The sequence below is a fragment of the Crossiella sp. NPDC003009 genome (assembly GCF_053591555.1).
Window position 1 is genome coordinate 70,724 of the sequence record NZ_JBSFUA010000012.1, and the last position, 25,776, is coordinate 96,499.

The window sequence follows — 25,776 nt, forward strand, 5'->3', positions numbered from 1 at the left end:
AGCTTGACTAAAGCCACTAAGTCGGCGTGCCTCCGACACGGATGTGACTGCTGTGACTAGCGTGGCAGGAGGTAATGGCCGCTCGGACCGCGGGGGAGGTGGCGCGGGATGCCAAGTTCACTGATTTTCGCGGCGCTCGCAGCCGCTTGGCTGATCGTCCTCGTGCCCATGGTCGCCCGTCGCAGGGGCCCGGTGGCCCGCACCGCCGACTCGGCGCTGGCCGCCAGGGTCGTGCGCCGCGGCGGTTCGACGGGCACGGTGGAAGAGGTGCTCGCCATGCCAGAACCCGAGGACGGCCACCACGACGATCCCGTCGAGGCAGCGCCGGAACGCCCACGCCGGGCCAAGTTCACCCCAGTCGACGGCGAAGAAGCCGCGCCGCGCCGCTACCGCCCAGGTAGAGGCGGATTCGACCCGGAACAGGCGGCCCTGGTCGCCGAGGCCAAGTACGCCTTCCGGCAGCGCGTGGTGCTCGCCATGCTGGTGCTCGCGCTGGGCACCGGCCTCGCCGCCGGGTTCGTCTGGCCGATGCTGTGGTGGGGCCACGGCGCCATCGACCTGTTCCTTGTGGGCTATCTCACGTACCTGCGCAGGCAAGTCCGGATCGAGGCCGAGGTGCGCGAACGCCGCCTCGCCCGGCTCGGCGGCAGGCGCGCGGTGGCCGAGGACGAGGACCACGACCAGGACGCCGAGACCGAGTCCGAGTACCCCGCGCCCAAGCCCGCGGCCGGCGTGAAGCCCACGCCCAAGACCAGCTGCACCTCCCGGCCCGGCACGGTCATGGTGGAGATCGACGACGAGGACCCCTCCTTCGACGAGCTCGACCCGCCAGGGCCGGTGTCCTACCGACGCGCCGCGGGCGAGTAGACCCCCCGCTGCACAGCCCCCTCCAGATCGACTGCTATGCTCTGCGAGCACGGATGAGGGGCTGTAGCGCAGTTGGTAGCGCGTCTCGTTCGCATCGAGAAGGTCAGGGGTTCGATTCCCCTCAGCTCCACATAGCGCAACCCCCTCGCTCGCAACACGAGCGAGGGGGTTTTTGCTGTTCAGGATCGCGTGCTCCGCCATGTTACTGATCGGTAGCATATCGTCGGGATATTGAAAAGCACATACGGGCCGGCAACACCGCGCTGTCTTGACTGTGGGCATGTCCTACCGCGAACCGGCGCGAACAGCGGCCCGCCGCACCCGATCGCTGGCGGCCGGGTCCTTCTCCGCTGTCCCTGGCACGGGCATCACGATTTATGGGTGCGGGCCGGACGAGGCCGCGCTGTTCCGGGAGATGGCGCCCCGCTTCGGTGTGCGGCTGACCATCACCGAGGATGCGGTGTCTGAAGCCACCATCGCGCTGGCTTATGGGAACCGGTGCATCAGCGTGGGTCATAAGACGCGGATCACCGATGACACCCTGCTCGCGCTCAGTCAGGCCGGTGTGGAGTACATCTCCACCAGGAGCATCGGGTACAACCACATCAACGTGAAGTACGCGGAGACCATGGGCATCTCCGTGGAGAACGTCTCCTACTCGCCGGACAGCGTGGCCGACTACACGGTGATGTTGATGCTGATGGCGGTGCGGCATGCCAAGTCCATCATCAGGCGGGCCGATGTTCACGACTACCGGCTGAACGATGTGCGCGGGAAAGAGTTGCGCGACCTGACGGTGGGCATTGTTGGCACGGGGCGCATCGGTGCGGCGGTCATGGACCGGTTGCGGGGTTTTGGCTGCCGGATGCTGGCCTGCGACAGTCGGCCCAATATCGATGCCGATTACGTTCCGCTTGATGAGTTGTTGCGGCGGAGTGACATGGTGACGCTCCATACGCCGCTCACCGCCGACACCCACCACCTCCTCAATCGTCAACGTATCGGGGCGATGAAGCGTGGCGCTTATGTCATCAACACTGGGCGCGGTCCGCTTCTCGATACCGAGGCACTCCTTGTCGCGTTGGAAAGTGGTCGGCTGGGGGGTGCGGCGCTGGATGTGCTTGAGGGGGAGGATGGGATCTTCTACGCGGACCACCGGGACAAGCCCATTGAGAGCGATCTGTTGGTTCGGTTACAGGAACTGTCGAATGTGATCATCAGTCCGCACACCGCTTACTACACGGACCACGCGCTGGGTGACACCGTTGAGAACTCTATTGTCAACTGTCTGAACTTCGAGAGCAGAAAGCGGCACTGGATATGAAGATCGGAATTATTTTCGGGGGAAGTTCCGAAGAACATCCCGTTTCCGTCAAGTCTGCGCAAGAGGTTGCCAAGCACCTCGACCCCGACAAGTACGAACCGTTCTGGATCGGGATCACGCAGCGCGGGGACTGGCAGCTCTGCGACGGGCCTGACGAAGGCTGGGACAGCGCCGACGGCCGTCCGGTCATGCTGTCGCCGGACCGCAGCGTGCACGGGCTGGTCGTCCTGGAGGAGGGGCGGTTCGACTTGATCAGGCTGGACCTCGTGCTGCCGGTGCTGCACGGCAAGCTTGGCGAGGACGGTGCGATGCAGGGCCTGCTGGAGCTCTCCGGCATCCCCTACGTCGGCTGCGACGTCCAAGCCTCCGCGCTGTGCATGGACAAGTCCCTCGCCTACCTCGTGGCCAGGAACGCGGGCATCCCGACGCCGTACTTCCGGATTCTCGGGGCGGAGGAGAGCGTTGATCCGGATCGGATCAGCTATCCCGTCTTCGTCAAGCCGGCGCGTTCGGGGTCGTCTTTCGGTGTCAGCAAGGTGTCCAGCAAGGAAGAAATGCTGAGTGCGGTGGAGACCGCGCGGGAGTACGACTCGAAGGTGTTGATCGAAGAGGCTGTCGTCGGCAGCGAGGTCGGCTGCGCCATCCTGGGGAACGAGCTGGACCTGATCGTTGGCGAGGTTGACCAGATCTCGCTGACCCATGGCTTTTTCAAGATCCATCAGGAGGTTGATCCGGAAAGCGGGTCCGAGAACTCGACGATCACCGTGCCCGCCGATATTCCGGCGGAGACTCGGTTGCTCGTCCAGGAGACGGCGAAGGACATCTATCGCGCCCTGGGCTGCCGGGGGCTGTCGCGAGTGGACATGTTCCTGAAGCCGGACGGGACGGTGGTCCTCAACGAGGTCAACACTTTCCCTGGGCTGACCTCCTACAGCCGTTATCCGAGGATGATGGCGGCCGCCGGGCTGTCGTTCGGCGAGATGATCGACCGGATGGTGTCGGTGACTCTGACCGGGAAGGTGCAGTGAAAGACGGCTTCGTGTTCGTGGACGAGCTGGTGCCCGGAATTCGCTGGGACGCCAAGTACGCCACCTGGGACAACTTCACCGGCAAACCCGTCGACGGCTACACGGCAAATCGCATTGTCGGCACCAAGGCTCTGTGTGCGGCCCTGGAGAGTGCGCAGGAGAAGGCGGCCTCCCATGGCTTCGGCCTGCTCCTGTGGGACGGCTACCGCCCGCAACGGGCCGTGGACTGCTTTTTGCGCTGGTCGCAGCAGCCGGAGGACGGGCGGACGAAGTTGCGGCACTATCCGAACATCGAACGAGCCGAGATGTTCAAGAAGGGATACGTGGCCGCGAAGTCGGGCCACAGCCGCGGCAGCACGGTCGACCTGACGCTCTACCACCTGGACACCGGTGAACTTGCCGCCATGGGTGGTGGGTATGACCTGATGGATCCGATCTCGCACCATGGCGCGCCGGGAGTCACCCCGGCCGAAGCGAGGAACCGGCAATGCCTTCGATCCATCATGGAGGCTTGTGGGTTCAGCTCCTACGAATGCGAGTGGTGGCACTACTCGCTGGAGGACGAGCCTTATCCGGACACCTATTTTGATTTCCCCATCGTCTAGTCGAGTCACGCACAGGGGAAGACATGCGGATACGGCTGGCCCACAGCACCGACGCCGCGGCCGTCAACGAGCTGCTCCACCAGCTGGGCTACCCGCAAAGTGACGCCGCCGCCACCGCGGACCGGATCAAGAGCTGGGGTGCGGACCCCGCGGGCGCGGCCTACGTGGCGGAAGCGGACGGCGACCTGCTCGGCCTGGTCGCGGTGCACACCTGCCCGTTCTTCGAACGCCCCGGCTCCTGGGGCCGCATCGTGGCGCTGGTCGTCTCCGATCGGGCTCGCCGCCGGGGCGTGGGCAGTCGGCTGGTCGCGGCGGCGGAGTTGTTCGCGGCCGGCCGGGGCTGCGTGCGGATGGAGGTCACCAGTGCGGACCGCCGCGTGGAAGCGCACGAGTTCTACCGGCGCCGCGGCTACCTCGACCAGACCGGGAGGTCGTCCCGGTTCCTGCGCGATCTCCAGGACGTCAGCCCTGGGCGGGTAGCCGCACCGTGACGCGGAGCCCGCCTTCGGGGCGAGGGGCGAGGGTCAGGGTTCCGTCGTGCGCCTGGGTGATGCTCTTGACGATCGCCAGGCCGAGGCCGACTCCGGCGTGGTCGGCGCGAATGCGCTGGGTGCCGCGCTGGAACGGCTCGACCAGCGTGGACACCAGTTGGGTGGCCAGCTTCGGGCCGGTGTTCTCCACGGTGAGCACCACGGTCTTGGCGCCGGCGCTGGTGCTGACCCACACGGTGCCCTGGTCGGGCAGGTTGTGCACGATCGCGTTGTGCACCAGGTTCGTGGCCAGCTGCAGCAGCAGCGCGTGTGAGCCGTTGGTAGGGGCGATGTCGCCGGAGGTCTCGATGGTGAGGCCGCGTTTTTCCGCCAGCGGGAGCAGCGTTTCGGTGGCTTCCTCCGCGACCAGCGACAGGTCGACGGCTTCCCTGGTGAAGGACCGCCGGTCGGCGCGGCTGAGCATGAGCAGCGCTTCGGTGAGGTCGATCGCCCTGGTGTTGACGAAGTGCAGGCGCTCGACGAGCTCTCTGGTGTCGGGGCTCGGATCGTTGCGGGCCACGTCGAGCAGGGTCTGCGTGATCGCCAGCGGGGTGCGCAGTTCGTGGGAGGCGTTGGCGGCGAACCGCTGCTGTTCGGCGACCTGCGCTTCCAGCCGGGCCAGCATGGTGTCGAAGGCGTCGGCGAGCTCGCGGAACTCGTCGTTGCGGCCCTCCAGCTGGATCCGGTGCGAGAGCGACCCGGTCGAGGCCAGGCGGGTGGCATTGGTGATCCGGGTCAGCGGGGCGAGCATGTGGCCGGCCAGGAACCAGCCGCCGAGCAGGCCGAACACCAGCAGGAACGCCATCGCCGCCTCCGCCTTGGGGGTGAAGGCGCGCTGGAGGGCGGCGCGGTCGGGGATGTGCGACCCCATCCCGCCTGGCCCTGACCCTGGGGCCGGTCCCCTGGTCATCTCGGGCAGCCGGATCACCTCGGGCACGTAACGCAGCAGGAACACCCACACGGCCGCGAGCAGCAAGGCGCCGGCGAACATGAGGAACCCGGCGTAGCTGAGAGTGAGTTTGAGGCGGACGCTCAACCCAGGCGTTCTATCCACGGTCTGCTCCCGCGCGTTCGGTGTCTGGGTGAGTGTCGATGCGGTAGCCGACTCCGGGCACGGTGGCGATGATCCAGGGCTCGCCGAGCCGCTTGCGCAGGGCCGAGACGGTGATGCGCACGGCGTTGGTGAACGGGTCGGCGTTCTCGTCCCAGGCCCGCTCCAGCAGCTCCTCGGCGCTGACCACCCCGCCTTCGGCCGCGACCAGGACTTCCAGCACGGCGAACTGCTTCCTGGTCAGCCCGACGTACCGGCCGTCCCGGTAGACCTCGCGGCGGAACGGGTCCAGCCGCAGGCCTGCGATCTCCCGCACCGGTGGGCGGAAACGCGCCCGCCTGCGGTCAAGGGCGCGCAGGCGGAGCACGAGCTCGCGCAGCTCGAACGGCTTGGTGAGGTAGTCGTCGGCGCCGAGCTCGAACCCGGAGGCCTTGTCGTCAATGCGGTCGGCGGCGGTGAGCATCAGGATCGGCATGCCGCTGCCGGAGGCGATGATGCGTTCGGCGATCTCGTCACCGGAGGGCCCTGGAATGTCGCGGTCGAGGACGGCGATGTCATAGGTGTTGAGGCGCAACAGTTCCAGCGCGGTGTCGCCGTCACCGGCGATGTCACCCGCGATCGCCTCGTGGCGCAGCCCGTCGCGGATGGCCTCTGCCATGAAGGGCTCGTCCTCGACGATCAACACGCGCATGCTCCGAAGCTACGAGCCCGGGCATATCGCCGGCATATCAAAAACCGCGTACGCGCTGGCAACGCGCCGCGAACTTGATTGGCGGTATGACTTACCGCGAACCAGCACGAACAGTCCTGCCGCGCGTCCTCGGCAAGGCGCACGGCGCGGTCCCCGACCCGGTGCCGGTTTTTGCCGACGAGGTGCCTGCCGTGGCCAACCTCGATCCCGGGCTGCTCGCCGCCCTGCGCCGGGCCGCGACCGATGCCGCGGCCGACGGGATCACGATCTTCGTCAATGGTGGCTGGCGTTCCCCGGAGTACCAGGAGGAACTGCTGCGCAAGGCGGTCCTGAAGTACGGCTCGGCGGAGGAGGCCGCTCGATGGGTGGCCACGCCCGAGACGTCCGCGCACGTGTCGGGGGACGCGGTGGACATCGGGCCGCCCGCGGCCAGGGCGTGGCTGTCCGAGCACGGCGCCGGGTACGGGTTGTGCCAGATCTACCGCAACGAGCCCTGGCACTTCGAGCTGCGCCCGGAAGCCGTCGATGGCGGCTGTCCGCCCATGTATGCCGACCCTTCGCACGATCCCAGGATGCGGCGGTGACCGGCACGTGCGGTGTATCCCGGCCGGGCCGGGTGTGTCCGGGGTCGGCCACCAGTTCGGGCAGGTTCAGCCTGGTGGTTCTTGTGGGAGTTTGTTCGCGCATGTTCTTGTGAGAGCGCTCTTGTGGTCTCTGGGCTGGAGGCGCGGATGCGGCGTGCGGTGCTGGTGCTGGGTGTGGTCCTGACGACGCTGGTGGCCTTGCTGCCGGGTGCGGCCGGGGCGGCGGGGCGCGCGGAGTGGCGGCCCGGGAAGCCGCCGATCAGCACGCCGTGGACCGGGCAGGTGGGGCCGGGCAACGCGTTGCCGGAGTACCCGCGGCCGCAGTTGACCCGGAGCGAGTGGCTGAACCTCAACGGGGTGTGGCAGTGGGCGCCCGCGCGCGCGGGCGAGGCGCCGCCGATCGGGCGTCGGCTGGACCGGGCGGTGCTGGTGCCGTTCGCGGTGGAGTCCGCGCTGTCCGGGGTGATGGAGCGACACGAGCGGATGTGGTACCGGCGGGAGTTCTTGGTGCCGGAGGGGTGGCGGGGGCGGCGGGTCCAGCTGCACTTCGGCGCGGTGGACTGGCGGGCCGAGGTGTGGGTCAACGGGGTCAGGGCCGGTGCGCACACGGGCGGGTACACCGGGTTTTCCTTTGACATCACCGGGTTGTTGCGGGCGGGCGGCAACGAGGTGGTGGTGGGGGTGTTCGATCCCTCGGACGCGACCGGGATTCCGGTAGGGAAGCAGAGCCGCAACCCGGGCGGGGTGTACTACACGGCGGCATCCGGGATCTGGCAGACGGTGTGGCTGGAGCCGGTGGCCGAGGCTCATGTGTCCAAACTGGACATCACGCCGGATGTGGCCAATGGTCGGGTTTTGGTCGTAGCGCGGGCTTCGGGGCGGGCGGCGGTCCGGGTGGAAGTTGTGGTGCGGGACGGGGATCGGGTGGTCGGCCGGGGCAGCGGCCGACCGGGGGCGGCGATTTCCGTTGCGGTGCCTGGGGCTCGGCTGTGGAGTCCGGATGATCCGTTCCTGTACGGGGTGGAGGTTCGGCTCAACGGCGGGCAGGACGTGGTGGGCAGCTACTTCGGCATGCGGTCGGTGGGGCTGGGGGTGGTGGACGGGGTGACGCGGCCGCTGTTGAACGGGCGGTTCGGGTACCAGATGGGCACGTTGGACCAGGGGTACTGGCCGGACGGGATCTACACCGCGCCGACCGACGAGGCGTTGCGATTCGACATCCAGGCGCACAAGGACCTGGGGTTCAACACGATTCGCAAGCACATCAAGGTGGAGCCCGCGCGGTGGTACTACTGGGCGGACCGGCTGGGACTGCTGGTGTGGCAGGACATGCCGTCGATGCCGCTGCACCTGGGCAGTCCGACGGCGGCAGCGCGGAGCAACTTCGAGGCCGAGCTGCGGGAGGTGTACGAGCAGCTGCGGTCGGTCACCTCGATCGTGCAGTGGGTGGTGTTCAACGAGAGCTGGGGTGAGTACGACTCGGCGCGGCTGGCCGGGCTGGTGCGCGGGTGGGACCCGAGCAGGCTGGTGAACGGGAACTCGGGGTCTCCTTGCTGTGGCGGGGATTTTGTGGACGACCACATCTACGTGGGACCGGGCAGTCCGCGCCCGCCGGCGGACGGGAAGGCCGCGGTGCTGGGGGAGTACGGGAGCGTCGGGGTGATGGTTCCCGGGCACGAGTGGGGACCGGGGCGCGGGGTCAGCGCGGAGATGAAGGCGGACGGGGCCGCGCTGGAGGCGCGGTACCTGGGGATGCTCGCGCAGGTGCAGAAACTGGCCAGGGAACGGGGAAACTCGGCGGCGATCTTCACCCAGCTGACCGATGTGGAGGTTGAGGTCAACGGGCTCTACACCTACGACCGGAAGGTGCGGAAGGTGGACCGGGACCGAGTCCGGGCGGCGAATCTGGCTCTGTTGAGCGGGAAACCGGTGTTCGGGGCGGTGGAGGTGCCGTTGGGGCCGGTGTCGTTGCAGGTGACCACGGAGGGGTTGCGCGACCGGTACCTGCGGCACGCCGGGGGTGCGGCGCGGACGGATGTCGTTACCGGAGAAGGGGATCCGGGGCTCAAGGCGGACGCCACCTGGCGGGTGGTGCCGGGGCTGGCGGATCCGGGGTGCCGGTCGCTGGAGTCGGTGAACTTCCCCGGCGAGTTCCTGCGGCATCGCGGGGATCGGGTGCACCGGGAAGGTGATGACGGGTCAGCGGGGTTCCGGGGCGCGGCGACCTGGTGCGCGCGGCCGGGGCTGGCCGGGGACGGGGTGTCGTTCGAGTCGTGGGACCGGCCGGGGCGGTTCCTGCGGCACTACGGGGCGCTGATCTGGTTGGCGGACAACAGCGGCGACGCCGTGCCGGGCAACAACCCCGGACTGTTCAACCGGGACAGCACCTGGCGACTGGCCCCGCCCTGGGCCGGGTGAACTGCGCCGACCAGGTGCTTTTCGCCGGTTCCGCCGCGCGCTTCCGTCACACTGGCCCGAGGCCGGGTGCGGGGAGGGGGCGGTCGTGTTTCCGAAGTTCATGGACTGGCTGGACGGCTTCCTCGTCGACGAAGGCGCGCGTGGCATCGTGCGGGCCGCGCTGGGGCTGATGTCCTTCGGCGCGGTGCTCGGGGTGCTCTTCGGCAACACCGCGGTGCGCGCCGGGGTCATGATCGCCTCGATCCTGGTGGTACTGGCGCTGATGGTGGCGCTGACCAGCGACCGGCGGCGGCTGGCCGGCGAGCTGGAAGAGCAGAAACACCTGGTCCGGGCCTACGGCGACGCGCTGTGGGAGCAGCACACCCGCAACTTCCGGGTGCTGAGCTGGGAGCAGACCGCCTACATCGAGGGCAACGGCGACACCCGCGAGTTCATCGTGATCCACGCGGTGATCGAGGGGCAGGACGCGCGGTTCCTCCGGCTGCGGTTCGGGCCGGGGTGGCCGCAGCCCAAGCGGTACCAGCGCAAGGTCTCGGTCAACGTGCGCAGCGTGGCGGTGGACGGGCGGCCGGGGACCAGGTTCAAGGTGACCAAGGACTGGATGCCGGACGGGCGGATCAGCGTGATGTCGCACTTCACCACGCCGGCCGCGGTGGGCACCGACGTCCGGCTGCGAATGGAGTGGTTCTGGCCGGGCAAGAGCGTTCCGCTGACCATCCGGCGCAGCCCGGACGACTTCACCTTCCGGTTCGGCAACCCGGTCGAGCGGGCGGTGTACCGGGTGATCCTGCCGCTGGGCGCGAAGGTCTACTGGGAGCCGATCGGGTTCCGCATCGGCGACGGGGTGGCCACCGTGGACGTGGACGAGCAGGGCGAGCGCACCCAGATCACCGTGGACGTGCAGCGGATGCCGGTGAGCCGCAGGGTCGGCGTGCAGTTGGAGCTGAAGAAGTAGCGAAGCCCGCTCCGGCTGGGCCGGGAGCGGGCTAGGCGAAGGCGTGGGGTGGCGTCTTACTCGTCGCCGTTCTCGCCACCGGTGTGGAGAACCACGGTGTTGCCTCCTGCGTCTGGGCCAGCTCCTGTGCGCGGGCCAAAGCGGCACTCTAGCCGGTGGCCGACGGCAGAAAGTGGGCCGTAGACCGGTTCTGCCAGAAAACGACACCCAATCGTGTGGGTTGACCAGCGGGAACCCTCAGTCGGCCGCGCCCGAGCGGTAGACCAGGCAGCCCCGCGCCTCCAGCTCGGCGATCCAGGACGGCTCGGCCGCCAGCGGGTTCCAGCGGAGGTCGAGTTTCTCCAGGGCCGGGGGCGGTGGCAGTTCCGCGGGGAGGGTGCGGATGCCGTTGGCGCGCAGGTCGAGGTGGCGGAGGCGGGGCAGGGTCAGCAGGTTGGTGGGGAAGGCGCCGAGGTTGTTGTTGCGCAGGAACAGGGTGTGCAGGTCGGTGAGGCCGGGCAGCAGGGGGAGCTCGGTGAGGCGGTTGTTGTCGAGGTGGAGCTCGCGCAGGGCGCGGAGGTTGGTGAAGGTCGGCGGCAGGGTGGCGGCCCGGTTGTTGTAGAGGCGGAGCTCGACCAGGTTGGCGAGGTTGCCCAGGCTGTCCGGGAACCGGGTGAGCTGCTGGTGCGTCAGGTTCAGGTAGCGGAGGTTGGTGAGGTCGCCGAGAGTGTCCGGGACCTCGGTCAGCCGGCCGTCGCTGGCGTAGAGGAACTCCAGGTTCGACAACTTGCCGAGGGTGGCGGGCAGGGTGCGGAGCCGGTTGTGCCCCAGGTCCAGGATGCGCAGGGCGGACTGCTCGCCCAGGGTGTCCGGGATGTGCTCCAGGGCGTTCTCGTGCAGGTAGAGCTCGATGAGGGCCGGGGGCAGCGGGGGGACCGCGGTGAGGTCGCGGTGGCCCAGGTTGAGGATCACAAGTTCTTGATAATCGAAAAGTTCGACCCCGTGGGAACGCGGGTAGTACTGGTTGGTAGGCTCCTCCGCGCGAAGTGGCAGAGGTCACCACTGAAAACCGCGTAAGCGGCGAATACCTGGTGCGTCTACCCCGTTGTACAAAGCAGAACAGCAAGGCAACCGTCGCCCGCCGAAGGGTTAGGGCCGGTCATGAGTGCCGCCTTCATAAGCCGCACAGGGTTCGACTCCCTCGGTTGCCACGAGTCGCTCTGGGTGGACCTTGCCCGCGGAAAGCGCGGACCGGGTCGCTCCTCGAGTTGACCCGGGGGCCCGAGCCCCCGGACCCCCACGGTGCGGGTGGTGCTGAACCAGCGTGGTTCTGTTCCGGTCCGTTCTGTGGTGTTGGAGCTTGCGCCCCTTGGCCTCCCGCCAGGGGGCGTTTCCTCATGTCGGGGTGTCCGCGCTGAGCAGGGCGTAGCAGGCCAGGTGCAGGGCCAGGCGCTGGTCTGGGGAGTCCAGGTCGATGCCTCGGGCTCGGATGCGTTCCAGGCGGCCCAGGACTGTGTTGCGGTGGACGCCGAGGCGGGTGGCGGCCTGGCCGGTGGAGCCCGCGCAGTCCAGCAACGCGGTGAGGGCGGAGAGCAGGACCTCGGCGTCGGGGGCGTTGATCAGCTCGGCCAGGGCGACCCTGGCGGCGGCGGCGATGTCGTCCACCGGGAGGCAGGCCAGGACGGCTCGGGGGCCCAGGTCGCCGAACTGTTCCACCGGGTTGCCGCCGGGGCGGCTGGCCACGGCGGCGGCCAGGATGGACTCGCTGACCGAGCGGGTCAGGCCGGGCAGGTCCTTGCCTGCCACGCCGATGCCGGCGACCAGGGGGATGGGCAGGGCCGCGGCGGCGAGGTGGGCGCGGACCCGGTCGGCGATCTCCTGGGGGCCGCCGGGGACCGCGGTCCACCAGCTCAGCCAGCCGTCCTCGCGCGGGATCAGCGGCAGGTCGCCGAAGGACTCGCGCCAGGCCACCACGACGCCGGGGGTGGCCACCTCGGCGGGGCCGGGCACGCGTTCGGACGGCTTGAGGAAGACCGCGATGTGCTCGCCCGCCAGGCGCCAGCCGATGTCGGTGGCCTGACGCTCGGCGGTGGCATCCGGCGCGGTGAGCAGCGTGTGCAGCAGGAGTTTGTCTTTCGCTGCTTGGAAAACCGGGGTCAGCCAGCTGCGGCCGACGGTGGCCGCGAGCGGGGCGCGGGCCAGGCGCAGGATGGTGCGCACCGTCTCCACCCAGGACGGGGACCAGGCGGCGAGCTGGGCCACCAGGGTCGCCCACGGCCTGCCGTCCGGGCCGGGCACCGCGACCTCGACCCGGTGGCTGCCCTGGGAGCGGTCCGCGGCGGAGCGGCCTGCCAGCACGTGGCCGTCCTCGGTGACCAGGGCGGTGATCACGCCGGGCACCTCGGTGTTGATCACGCCGATGATGTCCCTCGCCGTGCTGCGCTCGCCGAAGAGCACCGCGCAGCGGGCGGTCAGCCGGGCGCGGGCGGCCTCGGTGTCGGAGATCGCGGCGGCCAGCTCCAGCGCGCTCTTGGCCGGGTCGGCCACCACGAACAGCGGCACCCGCAGGCGTTCGGCCAGCTGCGCGGTCGGCGTGGTCACGGTGATCTCGGCCGGGGCGACCAGGCAGGCCGCGTTGCGCTCCCAGGCCAGCCGCAGCGCGGACTCCAGCGCCCAGGCGCCCAGCGCGGCCGCGCCGTGCAGCACCACCGCGGAGTGCGGCTCGCACTGGTGGATCTGGTCCAGCTCGCCCACCAGGGCCACCGCGGCCACCTGGCGGTCCAGGTCGTCGGCGGCGAAGACCTGGGACTGGGCCAGCGGGCCGAAGTGGACCAGCTCGGCCACGCTCAGCGGCTCGGGCACACGGGTTCGGCTCACGGACGCACCATCCTCACGAAGGGCCTTCCTCACGCGGGTGCCGGACCGGGAACCCGAAGGCGCGCGGACCGGCCATGGCCAGCCCGGCCGGGGTGTGCCACATCGGCGACACCGGCAGCATCAGCACGTCCACGTGGTGGCCCAGGGTCACCGACTCCATGCCGACCACCTTCCGCTCGTGCCGGTCCAGCAGGCAGAGCACGTCGGGCACGGCCGCGGCCAGCGCGCCGTCGATCACCGCGAGCAGCAGCTCGCTGTTGCCCTCCAACCGGATCAGCCTGCTGGGGCTGCCGTACTCGGCGACCACGATGCTGGTTGGCACCGAGGGGTAGATCCGCGGTCCGACGGTGCGGGTGGCATGCCCGAGCTCGATCACCCGGCCGCTGCCCAGCACCCGGGAACCCATGATCCGGGTCAGCCCGGCCAGCAGCGACTCGCGGTCCTGCGCCGAGGTGAGCATCCGGCCGACGGTCAGCGCGCGGCTGGTCGCCCCGCGCAGCGCGGCCGGGCGCAGCGCGGCCACCGTGGCCGGGTAGCTGGCGCACATCAGCCAGCCGCCCGCGGCCTTCATCGCCGCGCGCAGCAACAGTTCTGACCGGTGCATGCTGCTGTCCAGCACCAGCACGTCCCCGGCCAGCCCGACCCCGGCCAGCGGGCCGATCGGCAACCCGGCCAGCGCGTAGGTGGTCTGGATCATCAGCGGCAGCACCCGGCCCATGCCGTCGCAGTCCACCAGCGGCAGGCCGAGCGCGGCGGCCGCGGCCACCGGGAAGACCGCGTTGGGACCGGCGGAGTTGAGCGAGACGATCGCGTCCACCTTGCGCCCCAGGCGTTCCTCCAGCGCGCGGACCGCGAGCACGCCCTCGTCGCCGTTGGGCGGCAGCTCGATCATCGGGGCGTACCCGCCGAGCGCGCCGATGGACACGCACAGCGCGTCCGGGGGCAGGTCGTCCAGCGCCACCAGGGGGACCGGACCGTTGCGGCGCACCACGTCCTCGATCGCGGCGCGGTAGCCGTCCAGGGTGATCGAACCCGCGGAGGAGGACAGCAGCTGGGCGCCGGCCATCAGCACTGGCACGTCCTCGGCGGTGAGCTGGGTGATGGTCATGGCCGCTCCGGCTCGGGACGGCTGCCCACGTAGACCCACAGCCGGTAGACGTCCCGGCCGAGGAAGGCCAGCGGGGTGGCCACCGACCGGATCACCCGTTCCCGGCCCGGCCTGCCGCCGCTGGCCGCGACCAGGGACAGCGCCTGGCCTTCCAGCATGGTCTGCCTGCGCTGCAGGTCCTCGGCGGAGTCGGCGGTGACCACCAGGTCCAGCCAGGCGCTCGGCTCGCTGACCGCCGCGCCCACCGCGCACAGGTCGGCCGCGCCGCGCACCGGGGAGAGCACCGGGCGGAGCTTGCGGTGCAGCCGCTCGGCCAGCTCCTCGCCGCCCTCGTCCAGCACGCCGACCGCGCCCGCGCCCTCCTGCTCGCGCAGCTGCGCGGCGAAGGCGTCCGCGGTGGCCGCCGGGCGCACCGTGATCGCGGCCTGCGGGGCGACCAGCCGCACGCCGAGCGCGCCCAGCAGATCGCCTTCCACCCTCGGCCACCCGGCCCTGACCTCACCGACCAGGATCTCCTTCGGCCCGGTCAGCACGACCGGCCCGTCCGGCCGCTCGGCCAGCAGCGCCGCCCCGCGCAGCGCGGCCGCGGCGGTGGCGGCCACCCCTCGGGCCGGCACCGAGCGCAGCCGGCGCGCGGAGACCCGGCCGCCGTCGCCGGTGGCGAACCAGCAGCTGGGCGGGCCGTCCAGGGTGGCGGTGATCCGCTCGCAGCGGTCCACCAGGTCCTCGCAGAAGTCCAGCAGCGCCGCGTTGACCACGTTGGTCGCCTCGCGCTCCACCAGGCCGAGCCCGCCCACCTCGTGCGAGAGGCAGACCCGCAGGTCGGGGAACTCCTCGGCGACCCGGCCCGCGATGGCCTGCTCGTGCTCGGCGCTGCCGGAGGCGCCGGTGGCGGTGACGGTGAGCGTGCGGATGCCCTCGGCGTAGGCGGCGGCGACCTTGGCCAGCGCGTCGTCGAGGTCCAGCGGGGCCATCTCCGCGCCGAAGATGTCGTGCCCGCCGGTGACCGTGGCCGACCAGGTGATCAGCGAGCGGATCAGCTCGAACGGGTGGCCGCACTGCCGGGGCGCGCGCGGCAGCACCCGGATCGCGCCCACCGGCTGCACTCCCGCGCCCCGCCGCAGCGCCCGCTCCAGCAGCGCGGAGACGTCCCAGGTGACCGAGTCGACGATGGAAGGCGAGGAGGCGGCCAGCCGCTTCAGCAGCGCGCTGAGCTGGCGTCCGCCCCGGCCCGCGACCGCTTCGGTCCCGGCGGCCAGCACCTGGCCCTCATGCGCGAGCGCACCGTGCGCACGGTTCACCCCGAGGCGGACTCCGATGCGCATTCCAGATCAGTACACCCGGAATGGGTGCGTTGTCGAATACCGGTCCTCAGTGGACGCCGTACACCGCTTGTGCGTGCTCAGCGCTGAGATGACCGTCCAGCACATCGGCTCGAACCGCTTCCGGCGCGCGTTTTCCCGGGTCACCGAATCCGCCGCCGCCACCGGTGACACAACGGACCACATCGCCCGCGCGTAAATGCAAACCGTTGCATTTCAACATTCGCTGTTCATCGGGCCGGCCCGGATTGATCGTCACCTCCGGCGGCGCCGCCGGAGCGCCGCCGAAGAGGCCCCAGGCCGGGGTGACCGAGCGCTCGAACCAGAGCGAGACCGTGCAGTCGGCGAGCACCACGTACTCGCGCAGCACCCCGTTGCCGCCCCGCCACTGGCCCGCGCCGCCGGAGTCCGGCCGGATCTCGTAGCGGGTGATCCGCAGCGGGAACCGGCTCTCCAGCACCTCCACCGGCATGTCCCGCAGCGAGCCGTTCACGTTGTTGATCAGCGCGCTTTCCCCGTCGCTGCCCCGCCAGCCGCCCCAGCCGCCGACGGTGGCCTCCTGGCTGACGTACTCGCGGCCGGTGCGCGGGTCGACGCCGGCGTACATCACGATCATCGAGTCGCCGTGGCTGGCCGCGGCCACCCGGTCCGGCAGCGCGGGGGCCAGCGCCCGCGCGACCAGGTCGATGAGCAGGCCGAGGTGGGAGAAGTACCACTGGCAGGCCGCCGGGGCCTGCGCGCCGAAGACCGAGCCCGGCCGGACCTGCACGGTCAGCGGCCGGAACGAGCCGCCGTTGCCCGGCACGTCCGGGCTGACCAGCAGCTTGTAGCCGACCCGGCAGGCGGAGACGGTCTGTGCCGCGCCGCAGTTGATCGGGCCCACGGTCTGGTCGGCGGAGTCGCGCACGTCGAAGTCGATGGTCTCGCCGGAGACGGTGACGGTGAGCCGGACCGGGACCGGGGTGGCCAGGTCGATGCCGTCGTTGTCCAGGAAGCCTTCCGCTTTGTACACGCCGTCCGGAATGGCCCTGATGACCTCGCGCTCCAGCCGTTCGGTCTGGGCGAAGATCTCGTCCCTGGCCGCGCGCACGGTGTCCAGGCCGAAGCGTTCGACGATCTCGGCCAGGCGGCGCTGGCCCATCTCGATGGTCGCGGTCATCGCGCGCAGGTCGCCGGAGGTGGGGTAGGGGAAGCGCACGTTGGTGGTGATGGTGTCCACCACGCCGTGCACCTCGGCGCCGCCGTCGAGCAGCTTCTGCGGGCCCAGCCGCAGGCCCTCCTGGAAGATGTTCACCGAGTCCATCGAGCCGCCGGGGTCCTTGGAGCCGACGTCGATCCAGTGCGCGCGGGTGGCGGTGAACCCGGCCAGCTCCGCGCCGACGAACACCGGGCCGAACAGGGTGACGTCGTTGAGGTGGGTGCCCGCCAGGTAGGAGTCGTTGAGGATCCACACATCGCCGGGCCGCCAGACCTCCCGGCCGAAGCGCTCCTCGGTGGCCCTGGTGCAGATCTCCAAGTTCCCCAAGAAAATCGGCAACCCGGCGGACTGGCCGAGCACCTGGTGCTCGTCGTCGAGCAGCGCGACCACGCAGTCCCCGCACTCGTAGATCACCGGGGTGTAGGCGGAGCGGATGAGGGTGGCGTTCATGTCCTCCGCGGCCGCCGCCAGGGCGTTGCGGATGATCTCCACGGTGACCGGGTCCACGGTCATGACTGGTCCTCCCTGCGCACCACGAGCGAGCCGAGCGAGTCCACGGACAGGGTGAATCCCGGTGGCACCACGGTGGTCGCGGTGTCCTCCAGCACGATCGCCGGTCCGGCCAGCCGGTGCCCAGGAGCCAGCCCGGCGCGTTGCAGGATCGGCGTCTGGTGCCAGCCGCCGTCGAAGAAGACCGGCCGATGCTGTTGCGGCGCAAGGGGTTCGGTGGCCTCGGCCAGCCGTTGCGGTGCGGCCCGGCCGAGGTCGCCGTGCACGGTGGTGCGCAGCGCGACGAACTCGATCGGCGCGCCGGGGTTGGCGTGGCCATAGCGGGCCTGGTGCACCTGGGCGAACCGGGCCGCGATGGTGTCCAGGAACTCCGGCGAGGCGGGTTCGTCCGCACTGAGCAGCGGCACGGTGAGGGTGTACTCCTGTGCCGCGTAACGGATGTCGGCCGCGTGCGAGCTGCGCCGGGCCGCCTCGGGCACCCGCTCGGTGGCCAGCCAGACCAGTCCGGTCTCCGCCATCGCGGTCAGCCGGGCGGACATGGCCGCGCCGTCCAGGTCGGCGTCCAGCCGGAAGTGCGGCTCCACCAGGTCGCGGCGGATCTCGGTCTGCAGCATGCCCCAGGCCGAGAACGCGCCGGGGAAGCGCGGCACCACCACCTCGCCGATGCCCAGCTCGCGGGCCAGGAACACCGCGTGCATCGGCCCGGCGCCGCCGAAGGCGACCAGGGTGAACTCGCGCGGCTCGATGCCACGGGACACCGTGATGGTGCGGATCGCCCCGGCCATGGTCGCGTTGGCCACCGCGCACACGCCCTCGGCCATCTCCGGTGTGCCCAGGTCGAACTCCGCGCCCAGCTTGGCGATCGCGGCCTCGGCCAGCTCCGGCCGCAGGGTCAGCCCGGCGGCGAAGGCGCCCGGCTCGATCCGGCCGAGCACCAGGTTGGCGTCGGTGACCGTGGGCTCCACGCCGCCGTTGCCGTAGCAAGCCGGTCCGGGCGCGGCACCCGCCGAGTGCGGGCCGACCCGCAGGCCACCCGCCTCGGTCCAGGCCACCGAGCCGCCGCCCGCGCCCACGGTGTGGATGTCCACCGCGCTGAGCAGCATCGGCAGCCCGTCCAGCTTGATCTCCGGGGTGATATCCGGTTCGCCATCGATGACCAGCGAGACGTCGAAGGAGGTGCCGCCCATGTCGATGTAGATCAGGTTGTCCCGGCCCAGCGCCTTGGCCAGCGCGACCCCGCCCATGGTGCCGCCGACCGGGCCGGAGAGCAGGGTCTGCAGCGGGCGCTCGCGGGCGGACTCGGCGGAGATGATGCCGCCAGAGGACTGCATCACGTGCAGCGGCGCGGGCACGCCCTGGTCGGCCAGGTCGCGGGTGAGGCCGCCGAGGTAGTCGCGCACCACCGGGCCGATGTAGGCCTCCACCACCGCGGAGGAGGTGCGCTCGTACTCCCGCCACTCGTTCGCGCACTGGTGGGACAGCGAGAGGGCGAAGTCCGCGCCCAGCTCCGCCCGCAGGATCTCCGCCGCGCGCAGCTCGTGCGCCGGGTTGGCGTAGCTGAACAGGAAGGACACCGCGATCGCGCCGAAGCCCTCCGCGCGCGCCCTGGCCGCGGCCGCGCGCACCGCCTGCTCGTCCAGTGGGGTCAGCTCCGCGCCGGCCTGGTCGATCCGGCCGGGCACGCCGACGATGTCCCGCCGGGGGACCAGGGGCTCGGGTTTGCGGTACTGGAGGTCGTACATACGGAACCGGGGACCGCGCGCGATGTGGTAGACGTCGGCCGCGCCGGCACTCGCCAGCAACATCACCCGAATGCCGCGGCGCTGCAGGAGGGCGTTGAGTCCCTGGGTGGTGCCGTGCACCAGGAAGTCGATCCCGGACAGCGGATCGACCACCGCCCCCAGCGCGTCCAGCACCCCCGTGGCCAGGTCACCAGGGGTGGTCGGGCGCTTGCCGACCCGGTACCCCCCGGTCTGCTCGTCGTAGGCGACTACGTCGGTGAACGTGCCGCCGATGTCCATGGAGACCCGGAGACGACCCATGGCGCTGACCATAGTGAGAGCGCGTTCTCCGACGCTGTGCACTTGGACCAGGCAGAGGTGGCCGGGCAGTGCAGGCTGCATATGCGGGAATAGGAGAGGCTGATCGGCGCAAACATCCCATGACTAGCGGAGCGCACAGTCTCGACCACTCCAGGTGTGCTCGGTGCCCAATCCGGGTCTCCCGCCGTTTCCCTACAGTTCGGCCAGTGTGCAGGCGCCTCGTCGCGAGGCAGGAGGAGGTCGGACCGCCATGACCACCCTGGAGGACGTTCCCGCGCCGAGTGTCGACTTCCAGGCGTGCCGGATCCTGTGCCTCGACCTGCCCTCTGACGTGCCACCGGCCAGAGTGGTGCACGAGCTCGACGGCGTGGCCCACCCGGTCGAGCCGTCCCGGCTGCTCGCGGTCGGCCACGCGCTCTGGTCGAGCTGGCTGAACAACCCGCACCACGAGCGGCCGGACGTGCTGCTCGGCTTCGACACCAGCGGCATCGTGCCCACGCTCGCGGTGGCGATGGCCTCCGGGCTGCCGTACCACCTGGCCTGGAAGCTGGACACCGAACGCCACGGCGTGCCGCGCAGGCGCAGCGCGGAGATCTTCACCTACGGCAGGCTGCAGGGCCGCCGGGTGCTGGTGGTGGACTCCGCGCTGACCCACTGCCACGCGATCGGCAGTCTCATCTCGGTGCTGCGGGACGAGGCCGCGGACGTGGTCGGCGTCGCCGCGCTCACCGAGGACGCGGACAACCGCAGCCGCCAGCACATCGAGTCGACGGGCGTGCCCCTGGTCTCGCTGACCAGGATGCGCTGAGGCGCGCGCGTTCAGAACCGTGAATCGTTGACAGTCTTTTCCTTGTCCCGTCAGCATGTAAGCGCTTACTCAGGGTCCGCCGCCACCCCCTGACGACGGAGACTGAGGAGAACACCGTGACTGACGCACGCGAATGTGGCCGTCGCACCGCGCTGTCCCTGCTCGGCGGCGCCGCCGCGGCCCTCGCCCTGCCCGGCGCGAGCGCGTTGGCCGCCCCGCTGGCCTGGCAGCAGCGCTGGGCCCCGGTGCCCAGCCGGGACGGGCTTGGCGCCTTCGAGGGCGTGGAGGACGACCGGGCCGGCTCGCACCCCGGCACCAAGCACATCTACCCGCAGGGCGACACTTACCGCTTCGACATGCACAAGCGGGACCGGGACACCGCCACCGACCGGCAGCGCAACGAGGTCCGCGGCATGCGCAGCGGCGGCGCGAACGTGGACCTGTTCCAGGGCCAGACCTGGCGGTTCACCTACTCGATGTTCATCCCGGGCTCGCTGAAGGCCACCACCAGCTTCACGCACATCATGCAGACGAAGATGCCCGGCCTGGGTTCCGCGCCGGTGACGGTGATGTCGTTGCGGCGCAAGGGCAGCCGCTCGACCATCGAGTTCAAGGTGTGGCAGGGCGACGTGACGGTCGGCGATGTGGACCTGGCTCCGTTGCAGAACAAGTGGATCGACACCGAGGTGGAGATCAAGTTGGGCGACGGCGACGGCTCGGTGCGCTGGGTGGTGCGCGAGGGCGGCCGGACCGTGCTCGACGCCCGGAAGTCCAATGTGGACACCTGGCTGGGGGACCGGCTGCGGCCCAAGTGGGGCATCTACCGCTCGCTGAGCGACTCGGCGAACATCAACGACACCCACCTGCTGCTACGCGACCTCAAGGCCTACCAACAGGTCTGAGGTAGACGTCCGGGTGCGGACCCTCGCCGGAGCCGAGCTTGGCGTGCGAGGCGAAGGCGAGGGTCCGCCCGTCCGCGCTCAGCGCCGGGGTGAGGGAGAAGTCCCCGGCCTGCTTTCCGTTGGCGCGCAGGCTGATCCGGGTCAGCGTGCCGGTGCGCAGGTCCTTGTGGAAGACGTCGTCGACGTTGTTGGTGTCGCCGGGCACCAGGTTCGCCGCGATCGAGGCGAAGGCCAGGTGACGGCCGTCCGCGCTGATCGTCGGCTGGTAGGGCTGGGCGTCCGCGGCCCGCCCGTCGCTGCCGGTGTTCACCCGGCGGATCTCCCCGGTGCGCAGGGTTTTCACGAAGATGTCCGGGGTGTCCTCGGTGTCACCGGGCACCAGGTTGTCGCCCCAGGCCACGAAGAACACCTGGCCGCCGTCGGCGGTGATCGCGGGCATCAGCGTGTAGGAGCTGCTCTGCCCGCCGGTGGCGGTGGTGTTCGCCCTGGTGACCGCGCCGGTGACCCGGTCCTTGACGAACATGTCCACGCTGCCGTTGCTGTCCCCTGGCACCAGGTTGGTCGCGGCGGAGGGGAAGACCACGTAGCGGCCGTCCGCGCTGACCGCGGTGCCGTGGTGCACCTGCTTGTCGCCCTGCGCGCCGCCGGCGGCCACGCTGACCCGCTCGATCCGGCCGGTGCGCAGGTCCCGCACGAACACGTCGTCCACGCCGTTGGTGTCGCCCGGCACCAGGTTGGTCGCGGCCGAGCGGAACACCACGAACCGGCCGTCCGCGCTGATCGAGGGCGCGCCGGAGGACTCCCGGTCGCCGCCGGTGCTCACCCCGGTGCTGCGGCCGGTGCGGCGGTCGGTGACCACCACGTCCGGCAGGCCGTTGAGGTCACCGGGCACCAGGTCGGAGGCCTCGGTCAGGTAGGCGACCAGCCTGCCGTCCGCGCTGATCGCCGGTGCGTCGTAGGCGGCACCGTCGCCGCCGCTGACCAGCGAGGTGAGCCCGGTCCAGGTGTCGCGCACGAAGATGTCCCCGTGCCCGTTCCGGTCCTGCGGCACCAGGTTCGCCGCGGTGGCGGCGAAGGCGACGAACCGGCCGTCCGCGCTCACCGCGGGCGTGCCGGAGGGGCCGTTGGCCGGGCCGCCGTGCCAGGCGCGGCTGACCACCTGGGCCGGTGTGGCGGCAGCGGCTGAGCTGGGCAGAAGGGCAGCCGCGGCGGCGATGGCGAGCACGACTGCGGTTCGAGCGGTCACCCTGCCATGCGACCATCCCGGCCCACCCGCGCGACAGGGCCGGTCGGCCGAATTGGAAAGCGTTTACATTCACTGGAGAGGCTGGCGTGTCCCAGCCGGACCTGGTCATACTCACCCATCCCGGAGGCTGGGGAGGCCTCGATGGCAATGATGCGACTGACGGCGTACGAACGGGCCGACCGCGAGGACTGCCTGCGGCTGTTCGACAGCAACGTGCCGCTCTACTTCGCCGCCACCGAACGGCGCGAGTTCGCCCAGTTCCTGGACAAGCTGCCAGGGGTCTACCTGGTCGGCCGGATCAACGGCGCGCTGGTGGCCGCCGGCGGGCACGCGCCTGACCTGGCCCAGCCGGGCGTGTGGACGCTGTGCTGGGGCATGGTCGAGCGGCGCAGGCACCGGCAGGGCCTCGGCCGGGCGCTGCTGGAGGCCAGGCTGCGGATGATCGCGGCCGACCCGGACGCGGTCGCGGTCACGCTGAGCACCAGCCAGCACAGCACCGGCTTCTTCGAGCACCTGGGCTTCCGGGTGGCCAAGATCGTGCCGCAGGGCTTCGCCGAGCACATCGACCAGTACGACCTGCGGCTGGACCGGGCGGAGCTGATCGCCCGCTTCGGCTGAGCGAATCCCGGTAGCGTGCGGACATGGCGGAGATCCTCGCGGAGGGCGTCGGCGTCCGGGTCGCGGAGCGGTGGTTGTTCCGGGAGCTGGACCTGAGCGTGGCCGCCGGCGAGTGCGTGGCGCTGACCGGCGCGAACGGCATCGGCAAGTCGACCCTGCTGCGCTGCGTGTACGGCGTCCAGCCGGTCAGCGAGGGCCGGGTGCTGGTGGCCGGGGAGGTGCCGGATGAGACCTCGGTGGAGTTCCGCCGCGCGGTCTCGGTGAAGCTGGACGACTCCGAGCTGTTCGCCGAGCTCAGCCCGCGTCAGCACATCGACCTGCTGCTCGGCTCCTTCGGCCGCCCGGCCAGCGCCGAGGACGTGCAGGAGCTGCTGGCGTACGCCGGGCTCGGGATCTGCGCGGACGTGGCCGCGGCGGCGCTGAGCGCGGGGCAGCGGCAGCGGTTGCTGCTGCTCGGCGCGATCGCCCGGCCGCACGAGGTGCTGCTGCTGGACGAGCCGGAGCGGGCGCTGGACGCCCAGGCCCGGCAGTGGGTGGCCGAGCTGGTCGGGCAGTGCACCGCGGAGGGCGTCGCGGTGGTGGTGGCCACGCACGATCCGGCCCTGCGGACAGCCATCGCGGACCGCGTGGTGGAGCTGACGTGACCCGGCTGCTCACCCGCCTGTGGCCGGACGAGCGCGCGCTGGGCGTGCTGTTCGCGGTGGCGCTGCTGGTCTACCCGTTCTTCGACCTGGCCGACGTCCGGCTCACCCTGGGCGTGCGCACCGGCCCGGCCGCCGAGCCCGCGGTGCTGGCCGTGCTGTGCCTGGCCGCCGCGCTGGCCTGGCGCTCGCTGAGCAGGCGCGGCTTCCAGTGGGTCAGCCCGGCCCAGCTCACCTGGTCCGACTTCGGGCCGGGCGGCCGGGTGCGCACCCTGGGCCGCCGACTGTGGGCGGCCTGGGCGGCCCGGCTGGGCGGGCTGAGCTACCTGTGGGGGCTGCTCGCCCTGGTCGGCGGCCTGTCCGTGCCGGCCACTCTCGCGGGCACCGCGGTGCTGCTGAGCAGCGCGGGGCTGGCCGCGGTGCTCCTCTGGCGGCTGCCCACCGAGCTGACCGGCGCGGTGGAGCTGGCGCTGCCCGCGGTGCTGGCCGCGCTGGCCGTGGTCGCGCTGTACGGCCTGCTCACCCCGGTGCTGCTGGCGGCGGTGGCCGGGCTGTTCAGCACGCTGGCCGGGGCCGCGCTGATCGGCGCGAGACCCGCGGCCGGGCGGCTGGGCCGGGCCGTGCTGGTCGACCGCTGGGCGAACCGGGTCGTCCGCGGCACCGCCACCCGCTTCCTGGACGTGCTGATGCTGCTGCCGGTCGGCGAACCGGTGTCCCGGCGGATCACCCTGCGCCGTCCGGTGCTGCTGCGCCTTGAGCTGCTCCGCCTGCTCGCCCGCCGCCGGTTCGCGGTGCCCGCGCTGCTGGTCGCCGGCCTGGTCGCGGCCGGGGCGGCCTGGGGCCTTCCGCCGGTGTGGCTGTTCGGCCTCGGCGGCTACTTCGCGGTGCTGCCGTTCACCGGCGGCCTCGGCGAGCTGTACCGCAGCGCGGGCCTGCGCCGCTGGCTCGGCTTCGACCTGAAGGTCATCTGGCGCACCTGGGCCCTGCTGCTGACCACGCTGGTCACCCTGTGGACCGGTGTCGCGCTGCTGCTGGCCCCCGCCGCCTTCACCCCGGCCCTGCTGCTGCTGGTCCCGCTGGTCGCGCTCGCCGTGCTGCGCACCGTGGCCAGGGACAACGCCAGCTACGACACCAGCACCGCCACCATCGAGCTCGGCGGTGCCCCGATCCCGGTGGCCTACCTGGCCAACACCTTCCGCGGGTTCCTGCTGCTGCTGTTCGGGCTGGTGCTGCTCGGCTAACGGGCCTTGTCCAGCTCGGTCGCGGCCGCGGTGGCCACGGTCAGCGCCGACTGCCTGGCCTGTTCCTCCGGCAGCGGCACGGAGTTCCCGGCGGCGTCCAGGTCGACGCCGCCGAGCGAGACCGAGACCGACACGTTCGCCTTGCGGAACTCCACCTTCTCCGCGCCGTTGGCGAACTTCCGGTACGCCTCATCGCCAAGGCCTGGCACCGATCCGCCGTCGCCGACCCCCAACGAGGTGCGCATCGACTGGAAGGTGCGCGCCGCCAGCTCGGTGCCGGTCAGCTGGTCCTGACCGGCGGGCGTGCCGTAGTAGGTGGCGCTGACCGACAGGCTGCGCTGGTAGGGCTGGCCGCGGGCGGCCTCGGCCGCGGTGAACGACCAGTCGCAGGAGTTGCTCTTGCCCGGCACGCCGATGCCCGGCTTGCCGGTCGCGCCGCTGACCACCGAGGCCGCCACCGGTCCGGGAACCAGGGCGCAGGCATCCGGCGCCGCGCCGAACCGGTCGGCTGGCTGGCCGCCCCCGCACCCGGCCAGCAGCACCAGCACCAGCGGCACCGCCCACGCGGCCCTCATGCCGGCCTCGGGCGGACTTCCCAGCCGCCGGTGTCGGTGGCTGAGCTGGGGATCTCGCTGGGCACCTTGAGCTCAGCGGCCTTCTGGCGGAGGTCGACACCGGTTTTCTGGTACTCCTGGGTCAGCATGGCCGCCGAGGTGAGCAGGTCGCTCACGTTGCGCACGAAGTCCGCGATCGCGCTGGTGACCGCCTCGGCCACACCGAGGAAGAACTCCTTGATGCCGGCGATGATCCCGCCGGTCAGCTGGATGATGATGGCCGCGCACTCCAGCAGGAAGCGGACGCCCTCGCAGTAGACCTTGGTCATGGTCTCCTGCGAGCCCTGCAGCAGGTCGGCCATCTCGGCCATGACCTTGGTGGCGGCCTCGAAGACCTTCTCCAGGTGGTTGACGTAGATCTCGAAGGAGTCGTAGGCCGAGCCGGACCAGTAGGCCTTGAGGTTGGACCGGCAGCTGGTGATGTTGTCCAGGGCCTTGTCGATCATGACCTTGGCCTCCGGGTCCCAGTCCAGCGCGTGGCTGCTGACCACCTCGGGATGGCCGAACCAGTCGCGGATGGTGTCCACCAGCTTGGCCACCGCGGCCTGGCCGACCTTCGCGCCGTACTCCCTGACCCGGGCCGCCTCGGCCTCCGGGAAAACCGGCAGAGTCATCGC

Annotated in this window: 23 protein-coding genes, 1 tRNA gene and 1 pseudogene; 14 read left to right on the forward strand and 11 right to left on the reverse strand. The window is 70.9% G+C overall.

The features are described from left to right. The first annotated feature begins 108 nt into the window (after nucleotides 1–108). The 6 genes and pseudogenes from sepX to ACWDY5_RS16035 all read left to right on the forward strand — a co-directional run bounded on the left by sepX (nucleotide 109) and on the right by ACWDY5_RS16035 (nucleotide 4,315). Entirely contained in the window at nucleotides 109–867 is a 759-nt protein-coding gene (sepX, locus tag ACWDY5_RS16010; RefSeq protein ID WP_449722962.1) for a divisome protein SepX/GlpR, read from the forward strand. A gap of 57 nt (nucleotides 868–924) precedes the next feature. Beyond that, a tRNA-Ala gene (locus tag ACWDY5_RS16015) sits at nucleotides 925–997 on the forward strand. A gap of 220 nt (nucleotides 998–1,217) precedes the next feature. Continuing rightward, a pseudogene (gene vanH, locus ACWDY5_RS16020) lies at nucleotides 1,218–2,191 on the forward strand (D-lactate dehydrogenase VanH). Then, nucleotides 2,188–3,219 (forward strand): D-alanine--(R)-lactate ligase, encoded by a 1,032-nt coding sequence (gene vanA / locus ACWDY5_RS16025; protein WP_449722963.1) that lies wholly within the window; start codon nucleotides 2,188–2,190, stop codon nucleotides 3,217–3,219. The pseudogene vanH and the gene vanA overlap by 4 nt, the downstream one beginning before the upstream one ends. Further along, a complete protein-coding gene (gene vanX / locus ACWDY5_RS16030) occupies nucleotides 3,216–3,824 on the forward strand; it encodes a D-Ala-D-Ala dipeptidase VanX (RefSeq protein ID WP_449722964.1) in 609 nt (202 codons plus the stop codon). The genes vanA and vanX overlap by 4 nt, the downstream gene beginning before the upstream one ends. Nucleotides 3,825–3,847: 23 nt before the next feature. After that, on the forward strand, nucleotides 3,848–4,315 hold the full coding sequence (locus tag ACWDY5_RS16035) for a GNAT family N-acetyltransferase (protein ID WP_449722965.1): 468 nt from the start codon (nucleotides 3,848–3,850) through the stop codon (nucleotides 4,313–4,315). On the opposite strand, the gene ACWDY5_RS16040 is transcribed toward ACWDY5_RS16035, so the two are convergent. Together ACWDY5_RS16040 and ACWDY5_RS16045 are read right to left on the reverse strand one after the other, a co-directional pair. Further along, nucleotides 4,287–5,408, reverse strand: coding sequence for a sensor histidine kinase (locus ACWDY5_RS16040; RefSeq protein WP_449722966.1), 1,122 nt, complete (start codon nucleotides 5,406–5,408; stop codon nucleotides 4,287–4,289). The two genes, ACWDY5_RS16035 and ACWDY5_RS16040, sit on opposite strands and share 29 nt — an antisense overlap. Continuing rightward, nucleotides 5,401–6,096 (reverse strand): response regulator transcription factor, encoded by a 696-nt coding sequence (locus tag ACWDY5_RS16045; protein WP_449722967.1) that lies wholly within the window; start codon nucleotides 6,094–6,096, stop codon nucleotides 5,401–5,403. The genes ACWDY5_RS16040 and ACWDY5_RS16045 overlap by 8 nt, the downstream gene beginning before the upstream one ends. Before the next feature lie 86 nt (nucleotides 6,097–6,182). On the opposite strand from ACWDY5_RS16045, the gene ACWDY5_RS16050 reads away from it, so the two are divergent. The 3 genes from ACWDY5_RS16050 to ACWDY5_RS16060 all read left to right on the forward strand — a co-directional run bounded on the left by ACWDY5_RS16050 (nucleotide 6,183) and on the right by ACWDY5_RS16060 (nucleotide 10,053). Continuing rightward, nucleotides 6,183–6,680: a M15 family metallopeptidase gene (locus tag ACWDY5_RS16050; protein ID WP_449722968.1), complete on the forward strand. Its 498-nt coding sequence runs from the start codon at nucleotides 6,183–6,185 to the stop codon at nucleotides 6,678–6,680. A gap of 147 nt (nucleotides 6,681–6,827) precedes the next feature. Then, on the forward strand, nucleotides 6,828–9,098 hold the full coding sequence (locus ACWDY5_RS16055) for an AbfB domain-containing protein (protein WP_449722969.1): 2,271 nt from the start codon (nucleotides 6,828–6,830) through the stop codon (nucleotides 9,096–9,098). A gap of 85 nt (nucleotides 9,099–9,183) precedes the next feature. Continuing rightward, nucleotides 9,184–10,053: a hypothetical protein gene (locus tag ACWDY5_RS16060; protein ID WP_449722970.1), complete on the forward strand. Its 870-nt coding sequence runs from the start codon at nucleotides 9,184–9,186 to the stop codon at nucleotides 10,051–10,053. Between the two features lie 237 nt (nucleotides 10,054–10,290). Here ACWDY5_RS16060 and ACWDY5_RS16065 read toward each other — a convergent pair whose 3' ends face one another. The 6 genes from ACWDY5_RS16065 to ACWDY5_RS16090 form a co-directional block, all read right to left on the reverse strand. Next, nucleotides 10,291–11,004 carry a leucine-rich repeat domain-containing protein gene (locus tag ACWDY5_RS16065; RefSeq protein WP_449722971.1) on the reverse strand — a complete coding sequence of 238 codons (714 nt, stop codon included), beginning with the start codon at nucleotides 11,002–11,004 and terminating at the stop codon, nucleotides 10,291–10,293. A 423-nt stretch (nucleotides 11,005–11,427) separates the two neighbouring features. After that, entirely contained in the window at nucleotides 11,428–12,909 is a 1,482-nt protein-coding gene (locus ACWDY5_RS16070; protein WP_449722972.1) for a PucR family transcriptional regulator, read from the reverse strand. Between the two features lie 13 nt (nucleotides 12,910–12,922). Next, nucleotides 12,923–14,017 carry a DUF917 domain-containing protein gene (locus ACWDY5_RS16075; RefSeq protein WP_449722973.1) on the reverse strand — a complete coding sequence of 365 codons (1,095 nt, stop codon included), beginning with the start codon at nucleotides 14,015–14,017 and terminating at the stop codon, nucleotides 12,923–12,925. Continuing rightward, a complete protein-coding gene (locus tag ACWDY5_RS16080) occupies nucleotides 14,014–15,342 on the reverse strand; it encodes a hypothetical protein (protein ID WP_449722974.1) in 1,329 nt (442 codons plus the stop codon). Before ACWDY5_RS16080 ends, ACWDY5_RS16075 begins: the two co-directional genes overlap by 4 nt. 46 nt (nucleotides 15,343–15,388) lie before the next feature. Next, nucleotides 15,389–17,050, reverse strand: a complete 1,662-nt coding sequence (locus ACWDY5_RS16085) for a hydantoinase B/oxoprolinase family protein (protein ID WP_449722975.1) — start codon at nucleotides 17,048–17,050, stop codon at nucleotides 15,389–15,391. Then, nucleotides 17,047–19,089, reverse strand: coding sequence for a hydantoinase/oxoprolinase family protein (locus tag ACWDY5_RS16090; RefSeq protein WP_449722976.1), 2,043 nt, complete (start codon nucleotides 19,087–19,089; stop codon nucleotides 17,047–17,049). Before ACWDY5_RS16090 ends, ACWDY5_RS16085 begins: the two co-directional genes overlap by 4 nt. A 250-nt stretch (nucleotides 19,090–19,339) precedes the next feature. Here ACWDY5_RS16090 and ACWDY5_RS16095 point away from each other — a divergent pair, with 250 nt between their 5' ends. Together ACWDY5_RS16095 and ACWDY5_RS16100 are read left to right on the forward strand one after the other, a co-directional pair. Continuing rightward, nucleotides 19,340–19,897, forward strand: coding sequence for a phosphoribosyltransferase (locus tag ACWDY5_RS16095; RefSeq protein ID WP_283662905.1), 558 nt, complete (start codon nucleotides 19,340–19,342; stop codon nucleotides 19,895–19,897). 116 nt (nucleotides 19,898–20,013) lie between these two features. Then, nucleotides 20,014–20,799, forward strand: coding sequence for a Tat pathway signal sequence domain protein (locus tag ACWDY5_RS16100; RefSeq protein ID WP_449722977.1), 786 nt, complete (start codon nucleotides 20,014–20,016; stop codon nucleotides 20,797–20,799). Here the strand turns inward: ACWDY5_RS16100 and ACWDY5_RS16105 are convergent. Then, entirely contained in the window at nucleotides 20,777–22,045 is a 1,269-nt protein-coding gene (locus ACWDY5_RS16105; protein WP_449722978.1) for a TolB family protein, read from the reverse strand. The genes ACWDY5_RS16100 and ACWDY5_RS16105 overlap by 23 nt on opposite strands. Before the next feature lie 141 nt (nucleotides 22,046–22,186). Here ACWDY5_RS16105 and ACWDY5_RS16110 point away from each other — a divergent pair, with 141 nt between their 5' ends. The 3 genes from ACWDY5_RS16110 to ACWDY5_RS16120 are packed head-to-tail and all read left to right on the forward strand — an operon-like array spanning nucleotide 22,187 to nucleotide 24,545. Continuing rightward, nucleotides 22,187–22,663: a GNAT family N-acetyltransferase gene (locus ACWDY5_RS16110; RefSeq protein WP_283662908.1), complete on the forward strand. Its 477-nt coding sequence runs from the start codon at nucleotides 22,187–22,189 to the stop codon at nucleotides 22,661–22,663. A 23-nt stretch (nucleotides 22,664–22,686) separates the two neighbouring features. Beyond that, nucleotides 22,687–23,307, forward strand: coding sequence for an ABC transporter ATP-binding protein (locus tag ACWDY5_RS16115; RefSeq protein WP_449722979.1), 621 nt, complete (start codon nucleotides 22,687–22,689; stop codon nucleotides 23,305–23,307). Then, nucleotides 23,304–24,545 (forward strand): hypothetical protein, encoded by a 1,242-nt coding sequence (locus ACWDY5_RS16120; protein WP_449722980.1) that lies wholly within the window; start codon nucleotides 23,304–23,306, stop codon nucleotides 24,543–24,545. Before ACWDY5_RS16115 ends, ACWDY5_RS16120 begins: the two co-directional genes overlap by 4 nt. Here ACWDY5_RS16120 and ACWDY5_RS16125 read toward each other — a convergent pair. Continuing rightward, the gene (locus tag ACWDY5_RS16125) at nucleotides 24,542–25,120 is read right to left on the reverse strand and encodes a hypothetical protein (RefSeq protein ID WP_449722981.1); all 579 of its coding nucleotides are present in this window, start codon (nucleotides 25,118–25,120) and stop codon (nucleotides 24,542–24,544) included. The two genes, ACWDY5_RS16120 and ACWDY5_RS16125, sit on opposite strands and share 4 nt — an antisense overlap. Continuing rightward, nucleotides 25,117–25,773: a hypothetical protein gene (locus tag ACWDY5_RS16130; RefSeq protein WP_449722982.1), complete on the reverse strand. Its 657-nt coding sequence runs from the start codon at nucleotides 25,771–25,773 to the stop codon at nucleotides 25,117–25,119. Before ACWDY5_RS16130 ends, ACWDY5_RS16125 begins: the two co-directional genes overlap by 4 nt. Nucleotides 25,774–25,776 lie beyond the last annotated feature (3 nt).

What these genes read in the sequence shown, in the direction of transcription:
- sepX (WP_449722962.1), top strand. Translation starts at nt 109, where the DNA reads ATGCCAAGTTCACTGATTTTCGCGGCGCTCGCAGCCGCTTGGCTGATC.
- vanA (WP_449722963.1), top strand. Translation starts at nt 2,188, where the DNA reads ATGAAGATCGGAATTATTTTCGGGGGAAGTTCCGAAGAACATCCCGTT.
- ACWDY5_RS16035 (WP_449722965.1), top strand. Translation starts at nt 3,848, where the DNA reads ATGCGGATACGGCTGGCCCACAGCACCGACGCCGCGGCCGTCAACGAG.
- ACWDY5_RS16045 (WP_449722967.1), bottom strand. Translation starts at nt 6,096, where the DNA reads ATGCGCGTGTTGATCGTCGAGGACGAGCCCTTCATGGCAGAGGCCATC.
- ACWDY5_RS16050 (WP_449722968.1), top strand. Translation starts at nt 6,183, where the DNA reads ATGACTTACCGCGAACCAGCACGAACAGTCCTGCCGCGCGTCCTCGGC.
- ACWDY5_RS16055 (WP_449722969.1), top strand. Translation starts at nt 6,828, where the DNA reads ATGCGGCGTGCGGTGCTGGTGCTGGGTGTGGTCCTGACGACGCTGGTG.
- ACWDY5_RS16075 (WP_449722973.1), bottom strand. Translation starts at nt 14,017, where the DNA reads ATGACCATCACCCAGCTCACCGCCGAGGACGTGCCAGTGCTGATGGCC.
- ACWDY5_RS16080 (WP_449722974.1), bottom strand. Translation starts at nt 15,342, where the DNA reads ATGCGCATCGGAGTCCGCCTCGGGGTGAACCGTGCGCACGGTGCGCTC.
- ACWDY5_RS16085 (WP_449722975.1), bottom strand. Translation starts at nt 17,050, where the DNA reads ATGACCGTGGACCCGGTCACCGTGGAGATCATCCGCAACGCCCTGGCG.
- ACWDY5_RS16090 (WP_449722976.1), bottom strand. Translation starts at nt 19,089, where the DNA reads ATGGGTCGTCTCCGGGTCTCCATGGACATCGGCGGCACGTTCACCGAC.
- ACWDY5_RS16095 (WP_283662905.1), top strand. Translation starts at nt 19,340, where the DNA reads ATGACCACCCTGGAGGACGTTCCCGCGCCGAGTGTCGACTTCCAGGCG.
- ACWDY5_RS16110 (WP_283662908.1), top strand. Translation starts at nt 22,187, where the DNA reads ATGGCAATGATGCGACTGACGGCGTACGAACGGGCCGACCGCGAGGAC.
- ACWDY5_RS16115 (WP_449722979.1), top strand. Translation starts at nt 22,687, where the DNA reads ATGGCGGAGATCCTCGCGGAGGGCGTCGGCGTCCGGGTCGCGGAGCGG.
- ACWDY5_RS16125 (WP_449722981.1), bottom strand. Translation starts at nt 25,120, where the DNA reads ATGAGGGCCGCGTGGGCGGTGCCGCTGGTGCTGGTGCTGCTGGCCGGG.
- ACWDY5_RS16130 (WP_449722982.1), bottom strand. Translation starts at nt 25,773, where the DNA reads ATGACTCTGCCGGTTTTCCCGGAGGCCGAGGCGGCCCGGGTCAGGGAG.